The organism is Jiella mangrovi, from assembly GCF_017815135.1.
In the GTDB taxonomy this organism is placed as follows: Bacteria; Pseudomonadota; Alphaproteobacteria; order Rhizobiales; family Rhizobiaceae; genus Jiella; species Jiella mangrovi.
Genome location: NZ_JAGJCF010000014.1, coordinates 101,764 through 120,831, shown reverse-complemented (window position 1 = coordinate 120,831; position 19,068 = coordinate 101,764). Strand labels below are relative to the sequence as shown.

The window sequence follows — 19,068 nt, the reverse complement described above, 5'->3', positions numbered from 1 at the left end:
GTCCGAGCCGCGTCGTTTCAAGATTGCCGCCGTCTCATCGCCGCTGTGCCGGGCCATCTCTGGCGGGCCGGCCTCGTCAAGGAAGGTTCTGGCAAGCGCAGCGACGGCCGGCGTGCCCTTCAGGCGGCGCCGGCCGTCGCTTCCTTAGATGTGTTGCAAAGCCGCCGCTTCAAACCTCGGCCGCGGAGAATTTGCCGTGATGGTGCACGGAAGGGAGGTAAAGACGCCGAAGGCTCACCCGCAATCACGGCAGCCGGGCGGACACCGAATCAGGAGCCGATGCGAGGCGTGTCGTCGCCGTCGGCGGTCAGCCGATCGTCGGCGTCGTCCTTCAGCCCGGTGCCGGAAAGCTGCAGCTCGGCGGAGCGCATCACCAGCGCTGCCAGCTTTTCTCCGGCTTTCTGGGGGTCGAGGCCGGCCGGGCGGATGTTGGAGACGCAGTTGCGGTCGGCATCCGAGCGGCCGGGTTTCGGATCGAAGGTGAGATAGGCGCCGAGGCTGTTTGCGGCCGAAAGGCCCGGCCGTTCGCCGACCAGCATCAGCGCGATCTTCGCCCTGACGGCTTCGCCGATCGGGTCGGACAAAGCGACGCGGGCGCCGGCCGCGATCACCACCGGGGCGATCCGCCAGTCTTGCGGCAGCGCCTTGAGGACCCCGACCGCCACCGTCGCGCCATGGGCGTTGACAGCCGTTGCGGACAAGCCGTCGGCCAGGATCAGGACAAGGTCGAAGGGCCCGCCCTCGGCGGCTGTCAGTGCGTCTCGCGAATTGTCCGCCACCAGCCGGCCGAGATCGGGACGCCTCAGGTAGGTCGCGCGGTCGCCGGCCTGGCTCTTCACCGGCAGCGTGTCATAGCCGGCCTCTTCGAGTGCCGAAGCGATCGCCTCGGCCGCAAAATCCGAATGCACCGCGTCGCGGGCCTTGGCGTGGTCCTCGGCGAAATCGAGATGCGCCGCCGTCGGCAGCCCCGCGCCGCGCCGTCCGAGGCCGATGCGCGCTTCGGTGAAGTCCCGCAGCCGCTTGAGGGGATGTTCGCTCTGCTCCGTCGTGGCGATGGCGGTGGCGGGCGTTTCGTCGGACGACATCGCACTCACTCCGCAGCTTCCAGAAGCTTCGATCTGGCGATAAGCCCGGCATCGCCCCGCCTTGCCTCGGGCAGGAGGAAGCCTTCCTCGTCGAACACCCCGACACTCTTCAGCCAAGCCTCGAATTCCGGCGCCGGCTTCAGCCCCATCGCCCGGCGGACATAGGCCGCGTCGTGATAGGAGGTGGACTGGTAGTTCAGCATGATGTCGTCGGAACCCGGCACGCCCATGACGAAATTGACGCCGGCCACGGCGAGTAGCGTCAACAGATTGTCCATGTCGTCCTGATCGGCCTCGGCATGGTTGGTGTAGCAGACGTCCACCCCCATCGGCACGCCGAGCAGCTTGCCGCAGAAATGGTCCTCCAGCCCCGCTCGCGTGATCTCCTTGCCGTCATAGAGATATTCCGGGCCGATGAAGCCGACGACAGTGTTGACGAGCAGCGGATCGAAGGCCCGCGCGACGGCATAGGCCCGCGCTTCCATGGTCTGCTGGTCGATGCCGAAATGGGCGTTGGCCGAAAGCGCCGCGCCCTGCCCGGTCTCGAAATACATCACATCCTCGCCGATCGTCCCCCGCTTGAGGGATTTTGCAGCGTCCTGCGCCTCCTTGAGCATGGAAAGCGAGATGCCGAAGGAGGAATTAGCCTTCTGCGACCCCGCGATCGACTGGAAGACGAGATCGACCGGCGCGCCCCGGCTCATGCAGTCGATCGCCGTCGTCACATGGGCGAGCACGCAGGACTGCATCGGGCAGTCGAGCTTCAGGCGCAATTCCTCGATCAGTTCGAGCAACCGGCGCATGGCCGAGGGGCTGTCCGTCGCCGGATTGATGCCGATGACGGCGTCACCGCAGCCGAAGGCGAGCCCGTCGAGAATCGAGGCGGCCACGCCCTTGGCATCGTCGGTCGGATGGTTGGGCTGAACGCGCACCGCAAGATGTCCCGGCAGCCCCACCGTCGTTCGGAACTTCGTCACCACCGGCCGCTTCTTTGCGATGGCGATGAGATCCTGATTGCGGCAGATCTTCGAGACGGCCGCGACGATCTCCGGCGTCAGCGCCCATTTCAGAGCCGCGATCGCCTCGCCCGTCGCCTCGTCCGACAGGAGCCAGTCGCGGAACTGGCCGACCGAAAACCCGGAAATCGGCCGAAACGCTTCCGGATCGTGCTGGTCGATGATCAGCCTTTGAACCTCGCAGGTTTCGGGGTCGATCAGCGGCGTATCGAGGATTTCGGCGAGCCCCGTATCGGCCAGCCTTCGCTGCGCCTTCACCCGCGCCTCCTGGCTCTCGGCCGCGACTTCGGCGAGGAAATCGCCCGAACGGGCCGGCGAGGCATGGGCAAGGAGGGTCTTGAGGTCTTCGGGGGTCATGGGAACCTCGTCCTTCAATACTGTGCCTCAGCGCCGCTTCCCCGCCGAGACATGGGCAAGCGACCGGCCGTTTGCCAGATGGAACGGCATTTCGCGCCGATGGTCAAATGCTGTGCAGGCGCTGCCCCTCTCGCGGCGCCCCCCATCGCCTGTCACGGTCGGCGAACGAGCCCATCGGCCATTCGTCGCCTCGGACTGTCGGGCCCGCCGCCAGGGGATTTCCATCGGCACATGCTTTGTCAGCAAGCCAGCACCAAGGCCGTCTGCCAGAGAGGGGCCAAGGCTCAAACACGGCGTCGTTCTCGGGCCCCGTCCCGAGAATCCAGGGGCGACGGCCTCTGCAGTCATCGCTCCCGCCCACTCTACTGAAGCCTGCCCCGCCTCACGATCCCTAGATTCTCGGCACGGTGGCCGAGAATGACGAAGCCGTAGGGGCTGGCATTCCCAACGCAGACGGCATCGCAAGCTGCTCGAAGGTCATCGACCCGTTCGAGTTCCGTTGGGATCGGCCGCGGCGGTGCAACGTTCACCCCGCGCCGAGCCGCTCCAATATCGCCGAAAAGTCCTTCCCCCTCCCGCCGGCCCCCACGAAGCGCTCGTAGATATCCCGCGCGTGCCGCCCCAGCTCCGTCGCCGCGCCGTTCTTTTCGGCCGCCGTCTGCGACAGGTCGAGATCCTTCAGCATGAGTTCGGCGGCAAATCCCGGCCTGTAGTCCCGGTCGGCCGGGCTTTCCGGGCCAACGCCCGGCGCCGGGCAATAGGTGTTGAGCGACCAGCAGGAGCCCGACGAGGTCGAGGCGACGTCGAACATCGCCTGGCGGTCGAGGCCGAGCCTGTCGGCGAGGTGAAACGCCTCGCAGACGCCGATCATCGAGATGCCGAGGATCATGTTGTTGCAGATCTTGGCCGCCTGGCCGGCGCCGGCCGGGCCGCAATGCACGGCCTTCGCGCCCATGATGTCGAAGAGCGGCCGGCCCTTGGCAAAGGCGGCGTCCGAGCCGCCGACCATGAAGGTCAGCGTGCCGGCAGCCGCGCCCCCGGTGCCGCCCGAGACCGGCGCGTCGAGGGACATCAGCCCCTTTTCGCCGGCAAGGTCGTGCACCGCCCGGGCGCTCTCGACGTCGATGGTCGAACAGTCGATGACCAGCGTTTCGGGGTCGGCCGCCGCGACGATCGCCTCATGCACCGTCCGCACGATCGCGCCGTTCGGCAGCATGGTGACGATCACCTCCTGGCCCTCGACGGCGGCCTCCATCGTCGCGGCCGGGCTCACGCCCTCGACGGTAACGCCCGCCGTGTCGAAGCCGGTCACGTCATGGCCGGCCTCGCCAAGGTTCTTCGCCATCGGCGCGCCCATATTGCCGAGCCCGATGAATCCGATCTTCATGACTTTCCTCCCGTCTTTCATGTGCTGCACCGGCGGCGCTCGTGCCGCCGGCCTTGCTTCAGACCTCTTCGGCTTTTTCGTCGAATGTCAGCTCGTCCTTGCCGAGCGGCGCCAGCATCGCCTCGACCTTCTGGCGCGGCAGATCCTCGATCCGCTGAACCGGCCATCGCGGCGCCCTGTCCTTGTCGATCACCGCCGCCCGCGTGCCCTCCAGAATGTCGCCTTGCGTCTGCGCCCGGTAAGTATAGCGATATTCCCGGGCGAGCGACGTCTCGATCGCCGGGTCGGCGCGTGCGGCGCGCACGAGCTCCAGCGTCACCGCGACGGACAATGGCGAGCCCCGGCGGATGGTCTCTGCCGTCTTCGTGGCGAACTCGCCGCCATCGACCGAAAGCGCCGTCAGGATCGCCGCCGCGTCGTCGCCCGCAAACAAGCGGTCGATCGATTCCATGCGGCCGTCCAGCTCGCCGCCCTCCGGCGCCTCGTAGAGATCGGCGATCGCCGCCGGATCACCGGTCTCCTCCAGCCGCGCGATCGCTTCGGCGATCTTCGATGACAACAGAAACCGATCGGCGAAGCCGGCTAATATCGCGTCGGCGGCCTTCATGCGAAAACCGGTCAGGCCGAGATATTCGCCGAGCCGGCCGGGCGCGTTCGCCAGAACCAAGGTCCCGCCGACATCGGGGATCAGCCCGATGCCGCATTCGGGCATCGCCACCATCGAGCGCTCGGTGACGATCCGAAGGTCGCCATGGGCCGACAGCCCGACGCCGCCGCCCATGACGATGCCGTCCATCATCGCGACATAGGGCTTGGGATAGCGCGCGATCGCCCGGTTCATCCGGTATTCGTCGGCAAAGAAGCGCCGGGCCGATTGGTAATCGCCCGCCCGCCCGGCATGGTAGAGCGCGGCGATGTCGCCGCCGGCGCAAAATGCCTTGTCGCCGACCGCATCGATGACGACGAGTTTCACCGCGTCGTCCTTCGCCCATTCGTCGAGCGCGGCATGGATCGCCAGCGCCATCTCGTGGTCGAGGGCGTTCAGCGACTTCGGCTTGTTCAGCCTGATGCGGCCGGCCTTGCCGGTCCTGCGGAAGGTGACACCGGGCGTCGGCCCTTCTGTGCCGGTGGGTTCGCGGTCAAAGGATGCCAAGGCCTCGCCCTTTGTCATGATCGTTGCCGCAAAGATGTCGCCGCGAACGGGCTTGTCCATCGCCAGAGCGGGATGGATATGAGCTGCGCTCACGGTGCATGACACGATCCTCGAGGGCCGGCCACGACTTGATCGAGAAGGCGTATCACTCGACGCTTCGTCATTCTCGGACCCCGTCCCGAGAATCGAGAAACGTTCGACACAACAGAAGCTTAAACGGCGCACTGGATGCTCGGGACGGAGCCCGAGCATGACGAGCGCGATGAAAGCGGACGCCTGATCTCAGACTGTCAGGCACTCGATATGCGCCGTTCGACGAAAATGTCGTGCACACTAAGCTTCGCTAACCCTCCCGCTCTATCTTCTGGTCGAGGCATGATCTTTTCCGAAAACCGGTTCCCCCTTTTTCAAGATCATGCTCCAGGCCACTGGCGACAGGGCGGTCGTTTCATGACAAAGGCCTGTCGCAGCGGTCGGCCGGCTTCGATGGTGGGACGCCCGGCGGCGAAACCGGTGAAGCTTCCAACGCTTCGGCAAAGAGGATGGGAAACGGCGAGGTGACGAAGGGCAAGGGAGCGTCTGCTGGCCGCCTCGATCCCGGGCGGGCGGAGGCCTTCATCCTCGAAAACACGGCCGTCACGAACCCGCCGCATGTGACGGAGGTCGCGCTGCATCTCGCCTCGGAGGCTCATGAGCTGTGGCAGAAGACCGAGGAGGAACTTGCCGAGATCGGCCTGCCACCGCCCTTCTGGGCCTTTGCCTGGGCCGGTGGCCAGGGGCTCGCCCGCTATGTTCTCGACCATCCCGAGACTGTCGCTCGCCGCTCCGTCGTCGATTTCGCCTCGGGCTCCGGCCTCGTCGCGATCGCCAGCGCCATCGCCGGCGCGAGATCGGTCATTGCCGCCGACATCGACCCCTTCGCCGAGACGGCGCTTCGCCTCAATCTGGCGGCGAACCCGACGATCGGGGCCGGCGGGCCGATCACCTTCAGCGGCGAAAACCTCGTCGGACGTGACGTCTCGGCCGATCTCGTTCTCGCCGGCGACGTCTTTTACGACCGCCACATGGCCGCCGCCGTCACGCCCTGGTTCGATCGGCTCACCGCCTGCGGCCTCATGGTGCTCGTCGGCGATCCCGGCCGGGCCTATCTTCCGCGAGAACGGCTCGAACAGCTCGCCGAATACCGCGTGCCCGTCAGCCGGGCGCTGGAGGATCAGGAGATCAAGCGCGTCGCGGTCTGGCGGTGGGGCGGATCGACGTGACGCGAGGGGCGCGACGCCGCGCCGGCAAGTTGCGTATGCGCAGTTGATCCACTCCGGCTTTTCGGTGGCACGGCCAGCGAAGCAGCACCGGGCGCATAGAAACCGCCGGCGACTGCCTGCAAATGCTTGATCCCTCGATCGGATTTCAGAAAAGACGGCTTCGAGAACGAAGAAGGCTTTGCGTCACTAGCGGCCTATTGTATACGTTGATGATCGACAAAAGATGGCCGCCGCCCGAGGGGCGAGCTTGCCGGGAGCCGCAATGACCGATCGCTCTTCCCACGACACCCAGCTGAGGTCCCGCGCCTGGTTCGACAATCCGGACAATCCGGACATGACCGCGCTCTATCTCGAGCGCTATCTCAATTACGGCCTCAGCCAGGACGAGCTCCAGTCCGGCAAGCCGATCATCGGCATCGCCCAGACGGGCTCCGACCTCTCCCCCTGCAACCGCCACCACCTCGAACTGGCCAAGCGCGTGCGCGAAGGCATTCGCGAGGCCGGCGGCATCGCCATCGAGTTCCCGGTCCATCCGATCCAGGAAACCGGCAAAAGGCCGACCGCCTCCCTCGACCGCAACCTCGCCTATCTCGGCCTCGTCGAACTCCTCTACGGCTATCCGCTGGACGGCGTCGTCCTGACGATCGGCTGCGACAAGACCACGCCCGCCTGCCTGATGGCGGCGGCGACCGTGAACATCCCGGCGATCGCGCTGTCCGTCGGCCCGATGCTCAACGGCTGGTTCCGCGGCGAGCGCACCGGCTCGGGCACCATCGTGTGGAAAGCCCGCGAGATGATGGCCGCCGGCGAGATCGACTATCCCGGCTTCGTCAAGCTGGTTGCCTCCTCGGCGCCTTCGACGGGCTACTGCAACACCATGGGCACGGCCTCGACGATGAACTCGCTGGCCGAGGCGCTGGGCATGCAGCTGCCGGGCTCGGCGGCGATCCCGGCGCCCTATCGCGACCGTCAGGAGATCTCCTATCTGACCGGCAAGCGCATCGTCGACATGGTGCATGAAGACCTGAAGCCCACCGACATCCTGACGAAGGACGCCTTCGTCAACGCCATCCGCGTCAATTCGGCGATCGGCGGCTCGACCAACGCGCCGATCCATCTGAATGCCCTCGCCCGCCATGTCGGCGTGGAGCTTTCGATCGACGACTGGCAGACCTATGGCGAGGAGATCCCGCTGCTCGTCAATCTCCAGCCGGCCGGCGAATATCTCGGCGAGGACTACTATCATGCCGGCGGCGTGCCGGCGGTGGTCAACCAGCTGATGGAACAGGGCCTCATCGCCGAGGACGCGCTGACAGTGAACGGCAAGACCATCGGCGAGAACTGCCGCGGCGCCGTCATCGAGGATACGAACGTCATTCGCAGCTATGACAACCCGCTGAAGCCCCATGCCGGCTTCCGGGTCTTGAAGGGCAACCTCTTCTCCTCGGCGATCATGAAGCTCTCGGTGATCTCGCCGACGTTCCGCAAGACCTATCTGGAGAACCCCGAAGACCCCATGGCCTTCGAGGGCAAGGCGATCGTCTTCGACGGGCCCGAGGACTATCACCACCGGATCGACGATCCGGAACTCGCCATCGACGAGCACTCCGTCCTGTTCATGCGCGGCGCCGGGCCGATCGGTTATCCGGGCGCCGCCGAGGTGGTGAACATGCGGGCGCCGAACTATCTCATCAAGCGCGGCGTCACCGAGCTGCCCTGCATCGGCGACGGCCGCCAGTCGGGCACGTCGGGCAGCCCTTCCATCCTCAACGCCTCGCCGGAGGCGGCGGCCGGCGGCGGCCTCGCGCTTCTTCAGACCGGCGACAAGGTGCGCATCGATCTCGGCCGCGGCACCGCCGACATCCTGATCTCCGAGGACGAGCTCGAAACGCGCCGCAAGGCACTCGACGCTGCCGGCGGCTACCAGTATCCGGCCCATCAGACGCCCTGGCAGGAGATCCAGCGCGGCATCGTCTCGCAGCTGGAGACCGGCATGGTGCTCGAGCCGGCCGTCACCTATCAGCGCCTCGCCCAGGGCGGCGCCAATGGCGACATGGCAAAGGTGCCGCGCGACAACCACTGAGCGATCTCCCCTCGACGGTTCGGGGGGCGGTTTCGTTCCAATTGCCAGGACTTCGCGGCCCGGCCGATCACGCCGCCGTGCTCGCATGACGATGAATTGAAGGAATGCCGATCATGACAGGACGCCTCGAAGGCAAGATCGCCGTTTGTACCGCCGCCGGCCAGGGCATCGGCCGGGCGGTCGCCGAAGCCTTTCTCGCCGAGGGCGCCACGGTCTATGCCTCAGACCTCGACGCCGCCAAACTCACCGGCCTCGACCACGCAGGCAACGCCCATCTGGCGGCTCTCGACGTGACCGATTCAGAGGCGGTGAAGGCCTATCTCGATGGCATCGAGACGCCGGACATCCTGTTCAACTGCGCCGGCTACGTCCATCACGGCACCGTCCTCGACTGCGACGAGAAGGCCTTCGACTTCTCCTTCGAGCTGAACGTCAAGGCGATGCACCGCACCATCTCCGCCCTCCTCCCGCGCATGCTGGAAAAGGGCGGCGGCTCGATCATCAACATGTCGTCCGCCGCCTCCTCGATCAAAGCCGCGCCGAACCGCTATGTCTACATGGCGACCAAGGCCGCGGTGATCGGGCTGACGCGCTCGGTCGCGGTCGACTTCATCAAACAGGGCATCCGCTGCAACGCCATCTGCCCCGGCACCATCGAATCCCCGTCCCTCGACGGCCGGATCGAGGAACTCGGCAAGAGCGTCGGCGGCACGGAAAAGGCCCGCGCCATGTTCGTCGAGCGCCAGCCCATGGGCCGCATCGGCACGGCGGCGGAAATCGCCCATCTCGCGGTCTATCTCGGCTCGGACGAAAGCGCGTTTACCACTGGCACGACCCAGCTGATCGACGGCGGCTGGTCGCTCTAGGAGATCGAAGTGTGCGGCTGGAAGCGCAGCGGCAACAATCGGATGGAAACCATCAAACGTTTTGGAATGAGCGACGGCGTTCCAGTGTCGTCATCCCGGGCTTGACCCGGGATCCATTCCAAATCGCTGAAGCTGCTGGGACGGTTTCATCAGGGGCACGAGTTCTCCTGAACCGGAGAACCGATGGGAAAGGCAGAGGAATGGATCCCGGGTCTAGCCCGGGATGACGAGGCGGTGATGTCGTTACCTTCTCCGGTAGGGCCGGCTGTTGAAATCACTGCCGGCAGTACGCGGCGCCGACGAATCGGCTCAAGGCCGAACGAGATCCGATCTCCCCCCGGGTGGGGGAGATGTCCGGCAGGACAGAGGGGGGTGTGCCGGGTGCGGAGCTGACAAGCCTGTCGCGATTCGCAGGGCCCGCCGGGAAAGAAAAGATCAAGGGAGGAACAACGATGCGCATCCTGGTACTCGGCGCGGCCGGCATGGTCGGGCGGCGGCTGATCGAGCGGCTGCTGGCCGAAAAGTCCATCGCCGGCGAGACGATCACGGCGATCGACGCCTTCGACGTGGTCGAGCCCGAGATCGCCGCCCCCGAAGGCGTCGCCATCGACGCCCAGGCCGGCGACATCGCGGATGAAGCGACGGTCCGGGCTCTGGTTGAGAAGCGCCCCGAGATGATCTTCCATCTCGCGGCCATCGTCTCCGGCGAGGCCGAAGCCGATTTCGACAAGGGCTACCGGATCAACCTCGAGGGCATGTCATATCTTCTGGAGGCGATCCGGGCAGCGGGCGAGAACTACCGCCCGCGTCTCGTCTTCACCTCCTCCATCGCCGTCTTCGGCGCCCCCTTCGAGGACAAGATCACCGACACCTTCCTCGCCGCGCCGCTGACCAGCTACGGCACCCAGAAGGCGATCTGCGAACTCCTCCTCAACGACTACAGCCGCAAGGGCTTCGTCGATGGCGTCGGCATTCGCCTGCCGACCATCGTCGTGCGCCCGGGCAAGCCGAACAAGGCAGCGTCGAGCTTTTTCTCCGGCATCATCCGCGAGCCCTTGGCCGGCGAGGAGGCGATCCTGCCGGTCGCCGACGACGTCCGCCACTGGGTGGCAAGCCCGGCCTCGGCCGTGGAATTCCTGATACATGCCGCGACGATGGACACCGACGTTCTCGGCGCCCGCCGCTGCCTGACGATGCCGGGCCTTTCCGTCACCATCGCCGAGATGATCGAGGCGCTGCGCGAGGTCGCCGGCGACGAGGTGGCGAACCGCATCCGCCGCGAGCCCGACGCGGTGATCGAGAAGATCGTCGCCGGCTGGCCGCGCGATTTCGACGCGAGCCGCGCGACAAGCGTCGGCTTTTCCGCCGACAGGAGCTTTGCCGACATCATCCGGGCGCATATGGCCGATGAAGCGGGGCGGGGATGAGGGATTTTTGATGGTTGCGCGGAGATACCCCCCTCTGTCCTGCCGGACATCTCCCCCACATGGGGGGAGATTGAGCCTGCGCTGGCGGTTCCGTCCGTCCGTCAGCAACCGCGATCTGCACAGACCTTGGACTGACGAGGCGCCGGAAGCACAGCAGCCGATCTCCCCCCTTGTGGGGGAGATGCCGGCAGGCAGAGGGGGGCGCCCCGCGCCGCCCTTCCCGATCGAAACTCCAACCGCCGCCGAAACAAAACTCAGCCGACCAACCAACACCCGGAGCACCGCCCTATGACCGACCGCCCCTCTATCGGCTTCATCGGCGCAGGCCTCATGGGCCATGGCATGGCCAAGAACCTCGTCGAGGCCGGCTATCCTTTGACCGTCATGGCCCATCGCAACCGCGAGCCGATCGAGGATCTGATCGAACGCGGCGCGAGCGAGGCCGAGGACGTCGCCGGGATCGCGAAATCCTGCGCGGTCGTGTTCCTCTGCCTGCCCGGCAGCCCGCAGGTCGAGGAAGCGGTCTCGGCGATCCTCGCTGCCGACGGCTCGGTGAAGACCATCATCGACACCTCGACCGCCAACCCGGTATCGACGCGGGCGCTGGCCGAGCGCTGCGAGGCGTCCGGCATCACCCTCGTCGACGCGCCGCTCTCGCGAACGCCGAAAGAGGCCTGGGAGGGCACGCTCGACGTGATGGCGGGGGCGAGCGAAGCCGCCTTCGAGAAGGTGAAGCCATTGCTCGACGTCATTGCCGGCAAGGTCGTGAGGGTCGGCGAGGTCGGCGCCGGCCACACGATGAAGCTTCTCAACAACTTCATCTCCCTCGGCTATGCGGCGCTTTATTCCGAAGCGCTGGCGATCGGCGGCAAGAACGGTGTCTCACCCGAGGTCTTTCACAGCGTCATCGGCGGCGGACGCATGGATTGCGGCTTCTATCAGACCTTCATGGACTATGTGGTCGGCGGCAATCCGAACGCCCACAAATTCGCGCTCAAGAACGCCCACAAGGACATGCGCTATCTGGTTTCGCTGGCCAATGAGAGCGGCATCGCCAGCCACGTCTCCTCGGCGGTGAAGAACGACTTCGCCACCGCCGAGGCGCTGGGCAAGGGCGATCAGTATCTGCCGACCGTCGCCGACATCGTCGCCGGGCTGAACGGCGTTCCGGGAAAGAAGCTTTGAAGGACGGCAAACGATGATGCCGGCACGATGACGCCATGGTCGAGATGAACCCCGCCAACCCGTCCGAAGAGGACGATCAGGCCGAGGCGCCGGAAGCCGAGGCCGGCCGCGAGCGCAGGCGCAAGGCGCCGGCCGCCGCCAAGGTGCCCGGCGGCTCGCGCCCGCGTCCGACGCTTGCCGGGGTCGCCAGCCTGCCGGCGCGGGACCGGGCCTATCACGATCTCAAGTTCCGCATTCTCGAAGGCCGCCTGCCGCCGGGCACGAAACTTCTCGAGGCGGAGGTGGCGAGCCTTCTCTCCCTGTCGCGAACGCCCGTTCGCGAGGCCCTGATCCGGCTGGAGGAGGAGGATCTCGTCGAGGTGCGGCCGCGCCGCGGCATCACCGTCAAGTCCCAGTCGCTTGAGGATCTCGCCAGCATCTACGACATTCTTTCGCCGCTCGAGGTCAAGGCCGCCGCGCTCCTTGCCCGCCGCGGCCTGAAGGACGAGGAGGTGCGGCGGCTCTCCGGCCTGCTCGATCAGATGGAACGCGAGACCGAGCGTGGCGACATCGTCCAGTGGTCGCATCTCGACAACGTCTTTCACTCCGAGCTCGTCGGCCTTTGCGGCAATCCGCGCCTGCAGGCGGCGCTGCGGCTGTGCTGGGACCAGCAGTATCGCGCTCATATGGCGATCGTGAAGTTACGGCCCGAGCCGACCCAGTCCGATCGCGAGCACCGGGCGATCTTCGAGGCGATCCGCGCCAATGACGAGCGCCTGGCGTCCCATCTTCACGCCCAGCACCGGGAACGGGCCGACCGGATGGCGCTGACCCTTCTGCGGGGACAGGCCGCGGGCTACGGAGCCGGCAGCTGAAGATTGGCAAGGGTCGCTAATGACAGCACCACTGCGCGACGTATACGTTGAATAGAAATGTGCGATATGCCATTGCGTGAGGATGCCAGCGCCCGTCACCGCGCTGCCAGAGGGAGGATAGGCGATGAACAGGATTGACCTCGAAGGTCGCAGGGCGATCGTGACGGGGGGAGCGCGGGGCATCGGCCTTGCCACCGCCGAGCGGGTGGTGGAGAGCGGCGGCTCGGTGGTTCTGTGGGACATCGACGCCGGCGCAATCGAGGAGGCCGTCGCGAAGCTTGGCGAAAAGGCGAGCGGCACGGTGGTCGAACTGACCGACGAAGCCTCGGTCGAAAAGGCGGCGAAGGAAGCGCTGTCGGGCGGCAAGGTCGACATCCTCGTCAACAATGCCGGCATCACCGGCGGGAACGGCAAGACCTGGGAGCTCGACCCGGCGATCTGGCGCAAGACCGTCGAGGTCAATCTCGTCGGGCCGTATCTGACCGCCCGCGCCCTCGTCCCGGCGATGGTCGAGGCCGGCTATGGCCGCATCGTCAATGTCGCCTCGATCGCCGGCAAGGAAGGCAATCCCAACGCCTCGCATTATTCCGCCTCCAAGGCCGGGCTGATCGGCCTGACGAAATCGCTCGGCAAGGAACTCGCCGGCGCCGGCGTCCTCGTCAACTGCATCACCCCGGCCGCAGCCCGCACCGCTATTTTCGACCAGATGAGCCAGGAGCATATCGAATACATGCTCTCCAAGATCCCGATGAACCGCTTCGTCGAACCGACCGAGGTCGCCGCGCTGATCGTCTGGCTGTCGTCGGAGGACTGCTCGTTTTCCACCGGCGCCGTGTTCGACATTTCCGGCGGCCGCGCTGTCTATTGAGGGGATGAGAGGCGCGACCGTGGCCAGGAGCGACCCTCGAACAGAGCTTCGGTCGGCGATATCACGCAGCGCAGCGCAAATCGGAGGCACAAACCCCAACGCTTCGTCATTCTCGGGCCCCGTCCCGAGAATCCAGAGATCATAGAGCTCTATCGCCTCGGTTCGTTAAGAGCGGCAGCGGCCAAAGCTGCGGCAACCGCCCCTGGATTCTCGGGACGGGGCCCGAGAATGACGCGGCTTCATCAACTCGTCACACCCTGAAAGGACACCATGAAACTCGTACGTTACGGCCCGCTCGGCCAGGAAAAGCCCGGCATGATCGATGCCGAGGGCAAGCTGCGCGACCTCTCCGGCAAGGTCGACGACATCGCCGGTGACACGCTCTCGCAAAAGGGCCTTCAGGCCCTGAAAGCCATCGACCCGGCCTCGCTACCGCTGGTCGATGGCACGCCGCGCTACGGCTCCCCGGTCGCCGGCGTCTCGAAGATCCTGTGCATCGGCCTCAACTATTCCGACCACGCGGCCGAGACCGGCGCCGAGCCGCCGACGGAGCCGATCATCTTCACCAAGCAGATCAACGCGCTCTGCGGCCCCAACGACGACGTCGAGATGCCCCGCGGCTCCGACGCCCTCGACTGGGAGGTCGAGCTTGCCGTGATCATCGGATCACGCGCCAAATACGTTTCGGAATCCGACGCCATGGACTATGTCGCCGGCTTCGCGGTGATGAACGACGTCTCCGAGCGCACCTTCCAGACCAAGCGTCAGGGCCAGTGGACCAAGGGCAAGAGCCACGACACCTTCGGCCCGCTCGGCCCCTGGCTCGTCACCAAGGACGAGGTCTCGGACCCGCACGATCTCGACATGTGGCTCGACGTCAATGGCGAGCGCCGGCAGACCGGCACCTCCTCGACGCTGATCTTCAATCTGCCGCATCTGGTCTCCTACGTGTCGCAATACATGACCCTGATGCCCGGCGACGTCATCACCACCGGCACGCCTCCCGGCGTCGGCATGGGCATGAAGCCGCCGCAATACCTCAAGGTCGGCGACGTCATGACGCTCGGCATCGCCGGCCTCGGCGAGCAGAAACAGACAGTCATCGCCGCCCGCGACTGACGGCCCGAAGCCGTCCCATCATCCGACATGAGAAGAGGCGTCCCCATCGGGCGCCTCTTTTCGATTGCGCCGACGACTGCGATCTGGGTGGTACAGAGCGAAGACATATGTGACTATTGTCCGAGGGGCTTTGATAGGAGGAACACCTTGGCCTCATTGACCTTGTCCGTGTCCGACGACCTGAAAGAGTGGATCGATCGCCGCGTCGTCGAAGGCGAATATGGCAGCGCCAGCGACTATATCCGCGATCTCGTCCGCCGCGATCGCGAGAGCCGTTTGCAACCCGATCTCACGCTCGACGATCTGCGTCTGATCGTGGCCGAGGCGCGAGCCAGCGGCATTGGCGAGCAATCGCTCGCCGACATCAAGGCCGAGGCCCGTCGCCGCGTGGCCGCAAGGCGCGGCACGTCTGCCGCATGAGGCGTTTTCGCCTGGCGCGGCGCGCCGAGGAAGACGTCACGGAGATCTATGCCTTCGGCTACGAGATGTTCGGTGCAGCGCAGGCCGATCACTATGCGGATACAATGTTCGAAACCTTCGAACGCTTGGCGCAAAATCCACGCATGGGGCGTTTGGCGGAGTCGATCGCGCCTGGTATCCGGCGGCACGAACACCGCTCTCACGTGATCCTCTACGAACAGGCAAGCGACGGCGTGCTCATTCTCGCGGTCGTGCACGGCAGAAGCGTTCGTAGACTGTCGCTTTGAGCCGACGCGTCTTCATCGGTCTCGCGGCCGTCGTGATCCTCCCTCCATTTCGTCAACGCCAGAATGACGCGCTCCGGCGCACTGTTCGTCACCCGGATTGATTTTTACGTATACATTGACTTTTGTCGGCTCGCTCTGAATAGTGCGAAGCAAGTGGATGACTGTATGTTCTGACAGTCCGGTCGCGTGGCTCTGGGAGGCGCCGACGATCGCACCGGTTGGTCCGGTGATCCATCGTTTCTGGGAGGAAAATCACCGATGAAGAGACGTTCGCTTCTTGCCGCCGCGGCGGCGATCGCAGTCGCCGGCAGTTTCACGCTCGCCCCGCTTGCTCATGCGCAGGAGGACTATCCGAGCCGGCCGATCCAGATGATCGTGCCCTGGGGCGCCGGCGGCGGCACCGACGCGGTCGGCCGGGTCATCGCCTCGCTCCTGCAGGAGGAGCTCGGCGTTCCCGTCAATGTCGTCAACCGCACCGGCGGCTCAGGCGTCGTCGGCCACAGCGCCATCGCCAATGCGGCGCCGGACGGCTACACCCTCGGCATCATGACGATCGAGATCGACATGATGCACTGGCAGGGCCTGACTGACCTCACCTATGAGGATTACGACATCCTCGCACTCGTCAATGCCGATCCCGGCGGCGTCATGGTCTCGGCCGATTCCGATTACGACAACGTCCAGGCGCTCATCGACAAGATCAAGGCCGAGCCCAAGGGCACCTTCAAGGCGTCCGGCACCGGCCAGGGCGGCATCTGGCATCTCGGCCTCGCCGGCTGGCTCTTGTCCGAGGGCCTCGAGCCCGACTACGTCACCTTCGTGCCGAGCCAGGGCGCGGCGGCCGGCATTACGGATATGGTCGCGGGCGGCGTCGATATCGTCCCCTCCTCCCTCGCCGAGGGCCGCTCGATGATCGATGCCGGCCGGGTGAAGCCCCTGGCCTCGATGTCGGCCGAGCGCCAGGCGATGTTCCCGGACGTCCCGACCCTGAAGGAAGGCACCGGCTCCGAGTGGACGCTCGCGGTCTGGCGCGCGGTCGTTGCGCCCGACGGCCTGCCGGACAACGTCAAGGCCAAGCTTCAGGACGCCGTCAAGAAGGCCTATGATTCCGAAGAGTACCAGACCTTCATGAAGGACCGCGGCTTCGGCACCCGCTGGGCGGCCGGCGAGGAAGCGACGAAGATCGTCGCCGAGGACGACGCAGCGCTCGGCGAGGTGATGAAGAAGGCGGGGCTGGCGAAAGAGTAGCGGCGCGGGGCCCGTCTGGGCTTCGAGTTCGACGTGACCGAGACTGGCTCCGCTTCGAAAAGTCTGCAGGACGGGCGCGACCCTCAACGCGTCGTCATCCTCGGGCCCCGTCCCGAGGATCCAGTCTGGCTTCTCATACCGAGGGCCGCCTTCTCGATTGCGCTGAAGGGCGTGTGAGCGGGTGAGTGTGAAATGTCGCTCTGGATCCTCGGGACGGGGCCCGAGGATGACGATGCTTCTCCGTTGCGCCCATCCGAGGAAAGAGAAGCACCCCCTGTTTCACGCATCCCAGCCTCTGTCCTAGTTACCGGACAAACCCGATGAAATTCAACGACCTCCTTCTCGGCCTCCTCGTCCTCGTCGCAGGCGTCGCGATATACGTCTCCGCCCTCGGCTTCACCGACATTCCCGGCCAGGCCTATGGCGCCGGCACGATGCCGCGGGCGATCGCGCTGTTTGCGGTCTGTCTCGGCCTTTCCATGATCGGCCGGGCCGTCGTCGCGGGCGCCCGCATGCCGCGCCTCGAGCTTGCCCCCTGGGTTCGCGCGCCGCGCCCGGTCGTCTCGGCGCTCGTCGCCATCGCCCTCGTCGTCTTCTACATCGCCGCCGCGCCGGCGATCGGCTTCGTGCCGGCCTCGCTGGTCGTCATGGCCGTCCTGATGCTGACGCTGCGGACACGGCCGGTGACGGCGATCGCGGTGTCGATCGCGGCCTGCGTCGTCATCCAGCAGGCCTTCGGCCGGCTGCTCCTGGTGCCGCTGCCGCGCAGCGAATTCCTCGGGTTCCTCTGGTAGGCCGATGCCGATCCTTGCCGAAGCCTTCGCCCTCGTCTTCCAGCCCTATGTGCTGATGGTGATTCTCGCCTCGGCGGCCTTCGGCATGTTCGTCGGCGCGATCCCGGGGCTGACGGCGACCATGGCGACGGCGCTGCTCGTCCCCGTCACCTTCTTCATGGATCCGGTTCCGGCGATCGCGGCGATCGTCACGGCGACGGCGATGGCGATCTTTGCCGGCGACATTCCCGGCTCGCTTCTCAGAATGCCGGGAACGCCGGCAAGCGCCGCCTATGTCGAGGATAGCTACCGGATGACCCGCTCCGGCCGCTCGGAGGAAGCGCTCGGGGCCTGTCTGGTCTTTTCCGCGATCGGCGGCATCTTCGGCACCGTCGTCCTCGTCACCGCCGCGCCTGTCCTCGCCGAGGTGGCGCTGAAATTTTCCTCCTTCGAATATTTCTGGCTCGTCGTCCTCGGCCTTTCCTGCGCGATCTTCGTTTCGCCCGGCTCGGTGCCGCGCGGCATGATCTCGCTGATCATCGGCCTCTTCGCCGCGACCATCGGCATCGACAATCCGGCCGGCCAGCCGCGCTACACCTTCGGCAATGTCGAGCTTCTCGCCGGTATCCAGTTCATCCCGGCGATGATCGGCCTCTTCGCGGTGTCCGAAGTGCTGCGCTCGGTCGTCTCGGGCGCCGATACGCCGGCCGTCGAAGCCGGCGGCAAGAAGGGCATCTTCACCCGGCAATGGGCCAATCTGAAGCGCTACCCGCTCCAGACGCTGCGCGGCAGCGTCGCCGGCACGGCGATCGGCGCGCTGCCCGGCGCCGGCGCCGACATCGCGGCCTGGATCTCCTACGCCGTCTCGAAGAAATTCTCCAAGGAGCCGAAAAAGTTCGGCACCGGCCATGTCGAGGGCCTCGTCGAGGCCGGCGCCTCGAACAACGGCGCCGTCAGCGGCGCCTGGATCCCCGCCCTCGTCTTCGGCATTCCCGGCGATTCCATCACCGCGATCGTCATCGGCGTTCTCTACATCAAGGGCCTCAATCCCGGCCCGACGATCTTCATCAACCAGCCGCAACTGATCTATGCGGTCTTCATCGTCTTCTTCCTCGCCAATATCATCATGCTGCCGATGGGCTGGATCGCCATCAAGGCGGCGCGGACGATCCTGTCCATCCCCGCCCGCGTCCTGATGCCGATCATCCTGATGTTCTGCATCGTCGGCTCCTTTGCCATCAACAACACCCCCTTCGGCATCACGCTGATGCTGATCTTCGGGGTCATCGGCTTCCTGATGGAGGAGAACGACATCCCCATCGCCCCGGCGATCCTCGGCCTCGTCCTCGGCCCGATGCTGGAGCAGAACTTCGTCACCTCGATGATCAAGGCCGACGGCAGCTTCCTCGCCTTCTTCGAACGGCCGATCGCGGCGGGGCTCGGGCTCTTCACCATCGCCATCTGGTCGATCCCGCTTGTCATCGCGGTGCTGCGCCGGCGCCGGCCGGATGCGGCCCGTGCGGCATGACAGGCGAGCTGCGCCAGACCGAGTGCGGTCGTTCAGAGGCACGCGCCGTCGCGCAAGCTGCGATCTCCCCCCTTGTGGGGGAGATGGGTGGCAACCCAGAGGGGGGTGCAGCGCCGGCGTTAGGACATGTCGACGCCCGTTGCGCCCCCT

17 protein-coding genes are annotated in these 19,068 nt (G+C 66.0%); 13 read left to right on the top strand and 4 right to left on the bottom strand.

Annotated elements, in window-relative coordinates:
* Positions 1-269 precede the first annotated feature (269 nt).
* The 4 genes from eutC to J6595_RS16680 all read right to left on the bottom strand — a co-directional run bounded on the left by eutC (position 270) and on the right by J6595_RS16680 (position 5,091).
* The gene (gene eutC, locus J6595_RS16695; protein ID WP_209595727.1) at positions 270-1,085 is read right to left on the bottom strand and encodes an ethanolamine ammonia-lyase subunit EutC; all 816 of its coding nucleotides are present in this window, start codon (positions 1,083-1,085) and stop codon (positions 270-272) included.
* Between the two features lie 5 nt (positions 1,086-1,090).
* The gene (locus J6595_RS16690) at positions 1,091-2,458 is read right to left on the bottom strand and encodes an ethanolamine ammonia-lyase subunit EutB (RefSeq protein ID WP_209595725.1); all 1,368 of its coding nucleotides are present in this window, start codon (positions 2,456-2,458) and stop codon (positions 1,091-1,093) included.
* Between the two features lie 526 nt (positions 2,459-2,984).
* Positions 2,985-3,845 (bottom strand): 3-hydroxyisobutyrate dehydrogenase, encoded by an 861-nt coding sequence (gene mmsB / locus J6595_RS16685; RefSeq protein WP_209595723.1) that lies wholly within the window; start codon positions 3,843-3,845, stop codon positions 2,985-2,987.
* Between the two features lie 58 nt (positions 3,846-3,903).
* Complete coding sequence (locus tag J6595_RS16680) at positions 3,904-5,091, bottom strand: enoyl-CoA hydratase/isomerase family protein (RefSeq protein WP_342453232.1); 1,188 nt, start codon at positions 5,089-5,091, stop codon at positions 3,904-3,906.
* Between the two features lie 449 nt (positions 5,092-5,540).
* Between J6595_RS16680 and J6595_RS16675 the strand changes: the two genes are divergently transcribed.
* From J6595_RS16675 to J6595_RS16615, 13 genes are all read left to right on the top strand, one after another.
* On the top strand, positions 5,541-6,260 hold the full coding sequence (locus tag J6595_RS16675; protein ID WP_209595721.1) for a class I SAM-dependent methyltransferase: 720 nt from the start codon (positions 5,541-5,543) through the stop codon (positions 6,258-6,260).
* A 262-nt stretch (positions 6,261-6,522) separates the two neighbouring features.
* Complete coding sequence (locus tag J6595_RS16670) at positions 6,523-8,343, top strand: IlvD/Edd family dehydratase (protein WP_209595719.1); 1,821 nt, start codon at positions 6,523-6,525, stop codon at positions 8,341-8,343.
* A gap of 113 nt (positions 8,344-8,456) precedes the next feature.
* Complete coding sequence (locus J6595_RS16665; RefSeq protein ID WP_209595717.1) at positions 8,457-9,209, top strand: SDR family oxidoreductase; 753 nt, start codon at positions 8,457-8,459, stop codon at positions 9,207-9,209.
* Positions 9,210-9,661: 452 nt separating this feature from the next.
* A complete protein-coding gene (gene denD, locus J6595_RS16660) occupies positions 9,662-10,636 on the top strand; it encodes a D-erythronate dehydrogenase (RefSeq protein ID WP_209595716.1) in 975 nt (324 codons plus the stop codon).
* Between the two features lie 288 nt (positions 10,637-10,924).
* Complete coding sequence (locus J6595_RS16655; protein WP_209595714.1) at positions 10,925-11,821, top strand: NAD(P)-dependent oxidoreductase; 897 nt, start codon at positions 10,925-10,927, stop codon at positions 11,819-11,821.
* Between the two features lie 35 nt (positions 11,822-11,856).
* Positions 11,857-12,675 (top strand): GntR family transcriptional regulator, encoded by an 819-nt coding sequence (locus tag J6595_RS16650; protein ID WP_245198606.1) that lies wholly within the window; start codon positions 11,857-11,859, stop codon positions 12,673-12,675.
* A gap of 124 nt (positions 12,676-12,799) precedes the next feature.
* A complete protein-coding gene (locus tag J6595_RS16645; RefSeq protein WP_209595712.1) occupies positions 12,800-13,543 on the top strand; it encodes an SDR family NAD(P)-dependent oxidoreductase in 744 nt (247 codons plus the stop codon).
* Positions 13,544-13,813: 270 nt separating this feature from the next.
* Complete coding sequence (locus J6595_RS16640) at positions 13,814-14,662, top strand: fumarylacetoacetate hydrolase family protein (RefSeq protein WP_209595710.1); 849 nt, start codon at positions 13,814-13,816, stop codon at positions 14,660-14,662.
* A gap of 147 nt (positions 14,663-14,809) precedes the next feature.
* A complete protein-coding gene (locus J6595_RS16635; RefSeq protein WP_209595708.1) occupies positions 14,810-15,082 on the top strand; it encodes a ribbon-helix-helix domain-containing protein in 273 nt (90 codons plus the stop codon).
* The gene (locus tag J6595_RS16630; RefSeq protein ID WP_209595706.1) at positions 15,079-15,369 is read left to right on the top strand and encodes a type II toxin-antitoxin system RelE/ParE family toxin; all 291 of its coding nucleotides are present in this window, start codon (positions 15,079-15,081) and stop codon (positions 15,367-15,369) included. The genes J6595_RS16635 and J6595_RS16630 overlap by 4 nt, the downstream gene beginning before the upstream one ends.
* 258 nt (positions 15,370-15,627) lie before the next feature.
* Positions 15,628-16,617 (top strand): Bug family tripartite tricarboxylate transporter substrate binding protein, encoded by a 990-nt coding sequence (locus tag J6595_RS16625; RefSeq protein ID WP_209595704.1) that lies wholly within the window; start codon positions 15,628-15,630, stop codon positions 16,615-16,617.
* 320 nt (positions 16,618-16,937) lie between these two features.
* Positions 16,938-17,411 (top strand): tripartite tricarboxylate transporter TctB family protein, encoded by a 474-nt coding sequence (locus J6595_RS16620; RefSeq protein ID WP_209595702.1) that lies wholly within the window; start codon positions 16,938-16,940, stop codon positions 17,409-17,411.
* Between the two features lie 4 nt (positions 17,412-17,415).
* Complete coding sequence (locus J6595_RS16615; protein WP_209595701.1) at positions 17,416-18,918, top strand: tripartite tricarboxylate transporter permease; 1,503 nt, start codon at positions 17,416-17,418, stop codon at positions 18,916-18,918.
* Positions 18,919-19,068 lie beyond the last annotated feature (150 nt).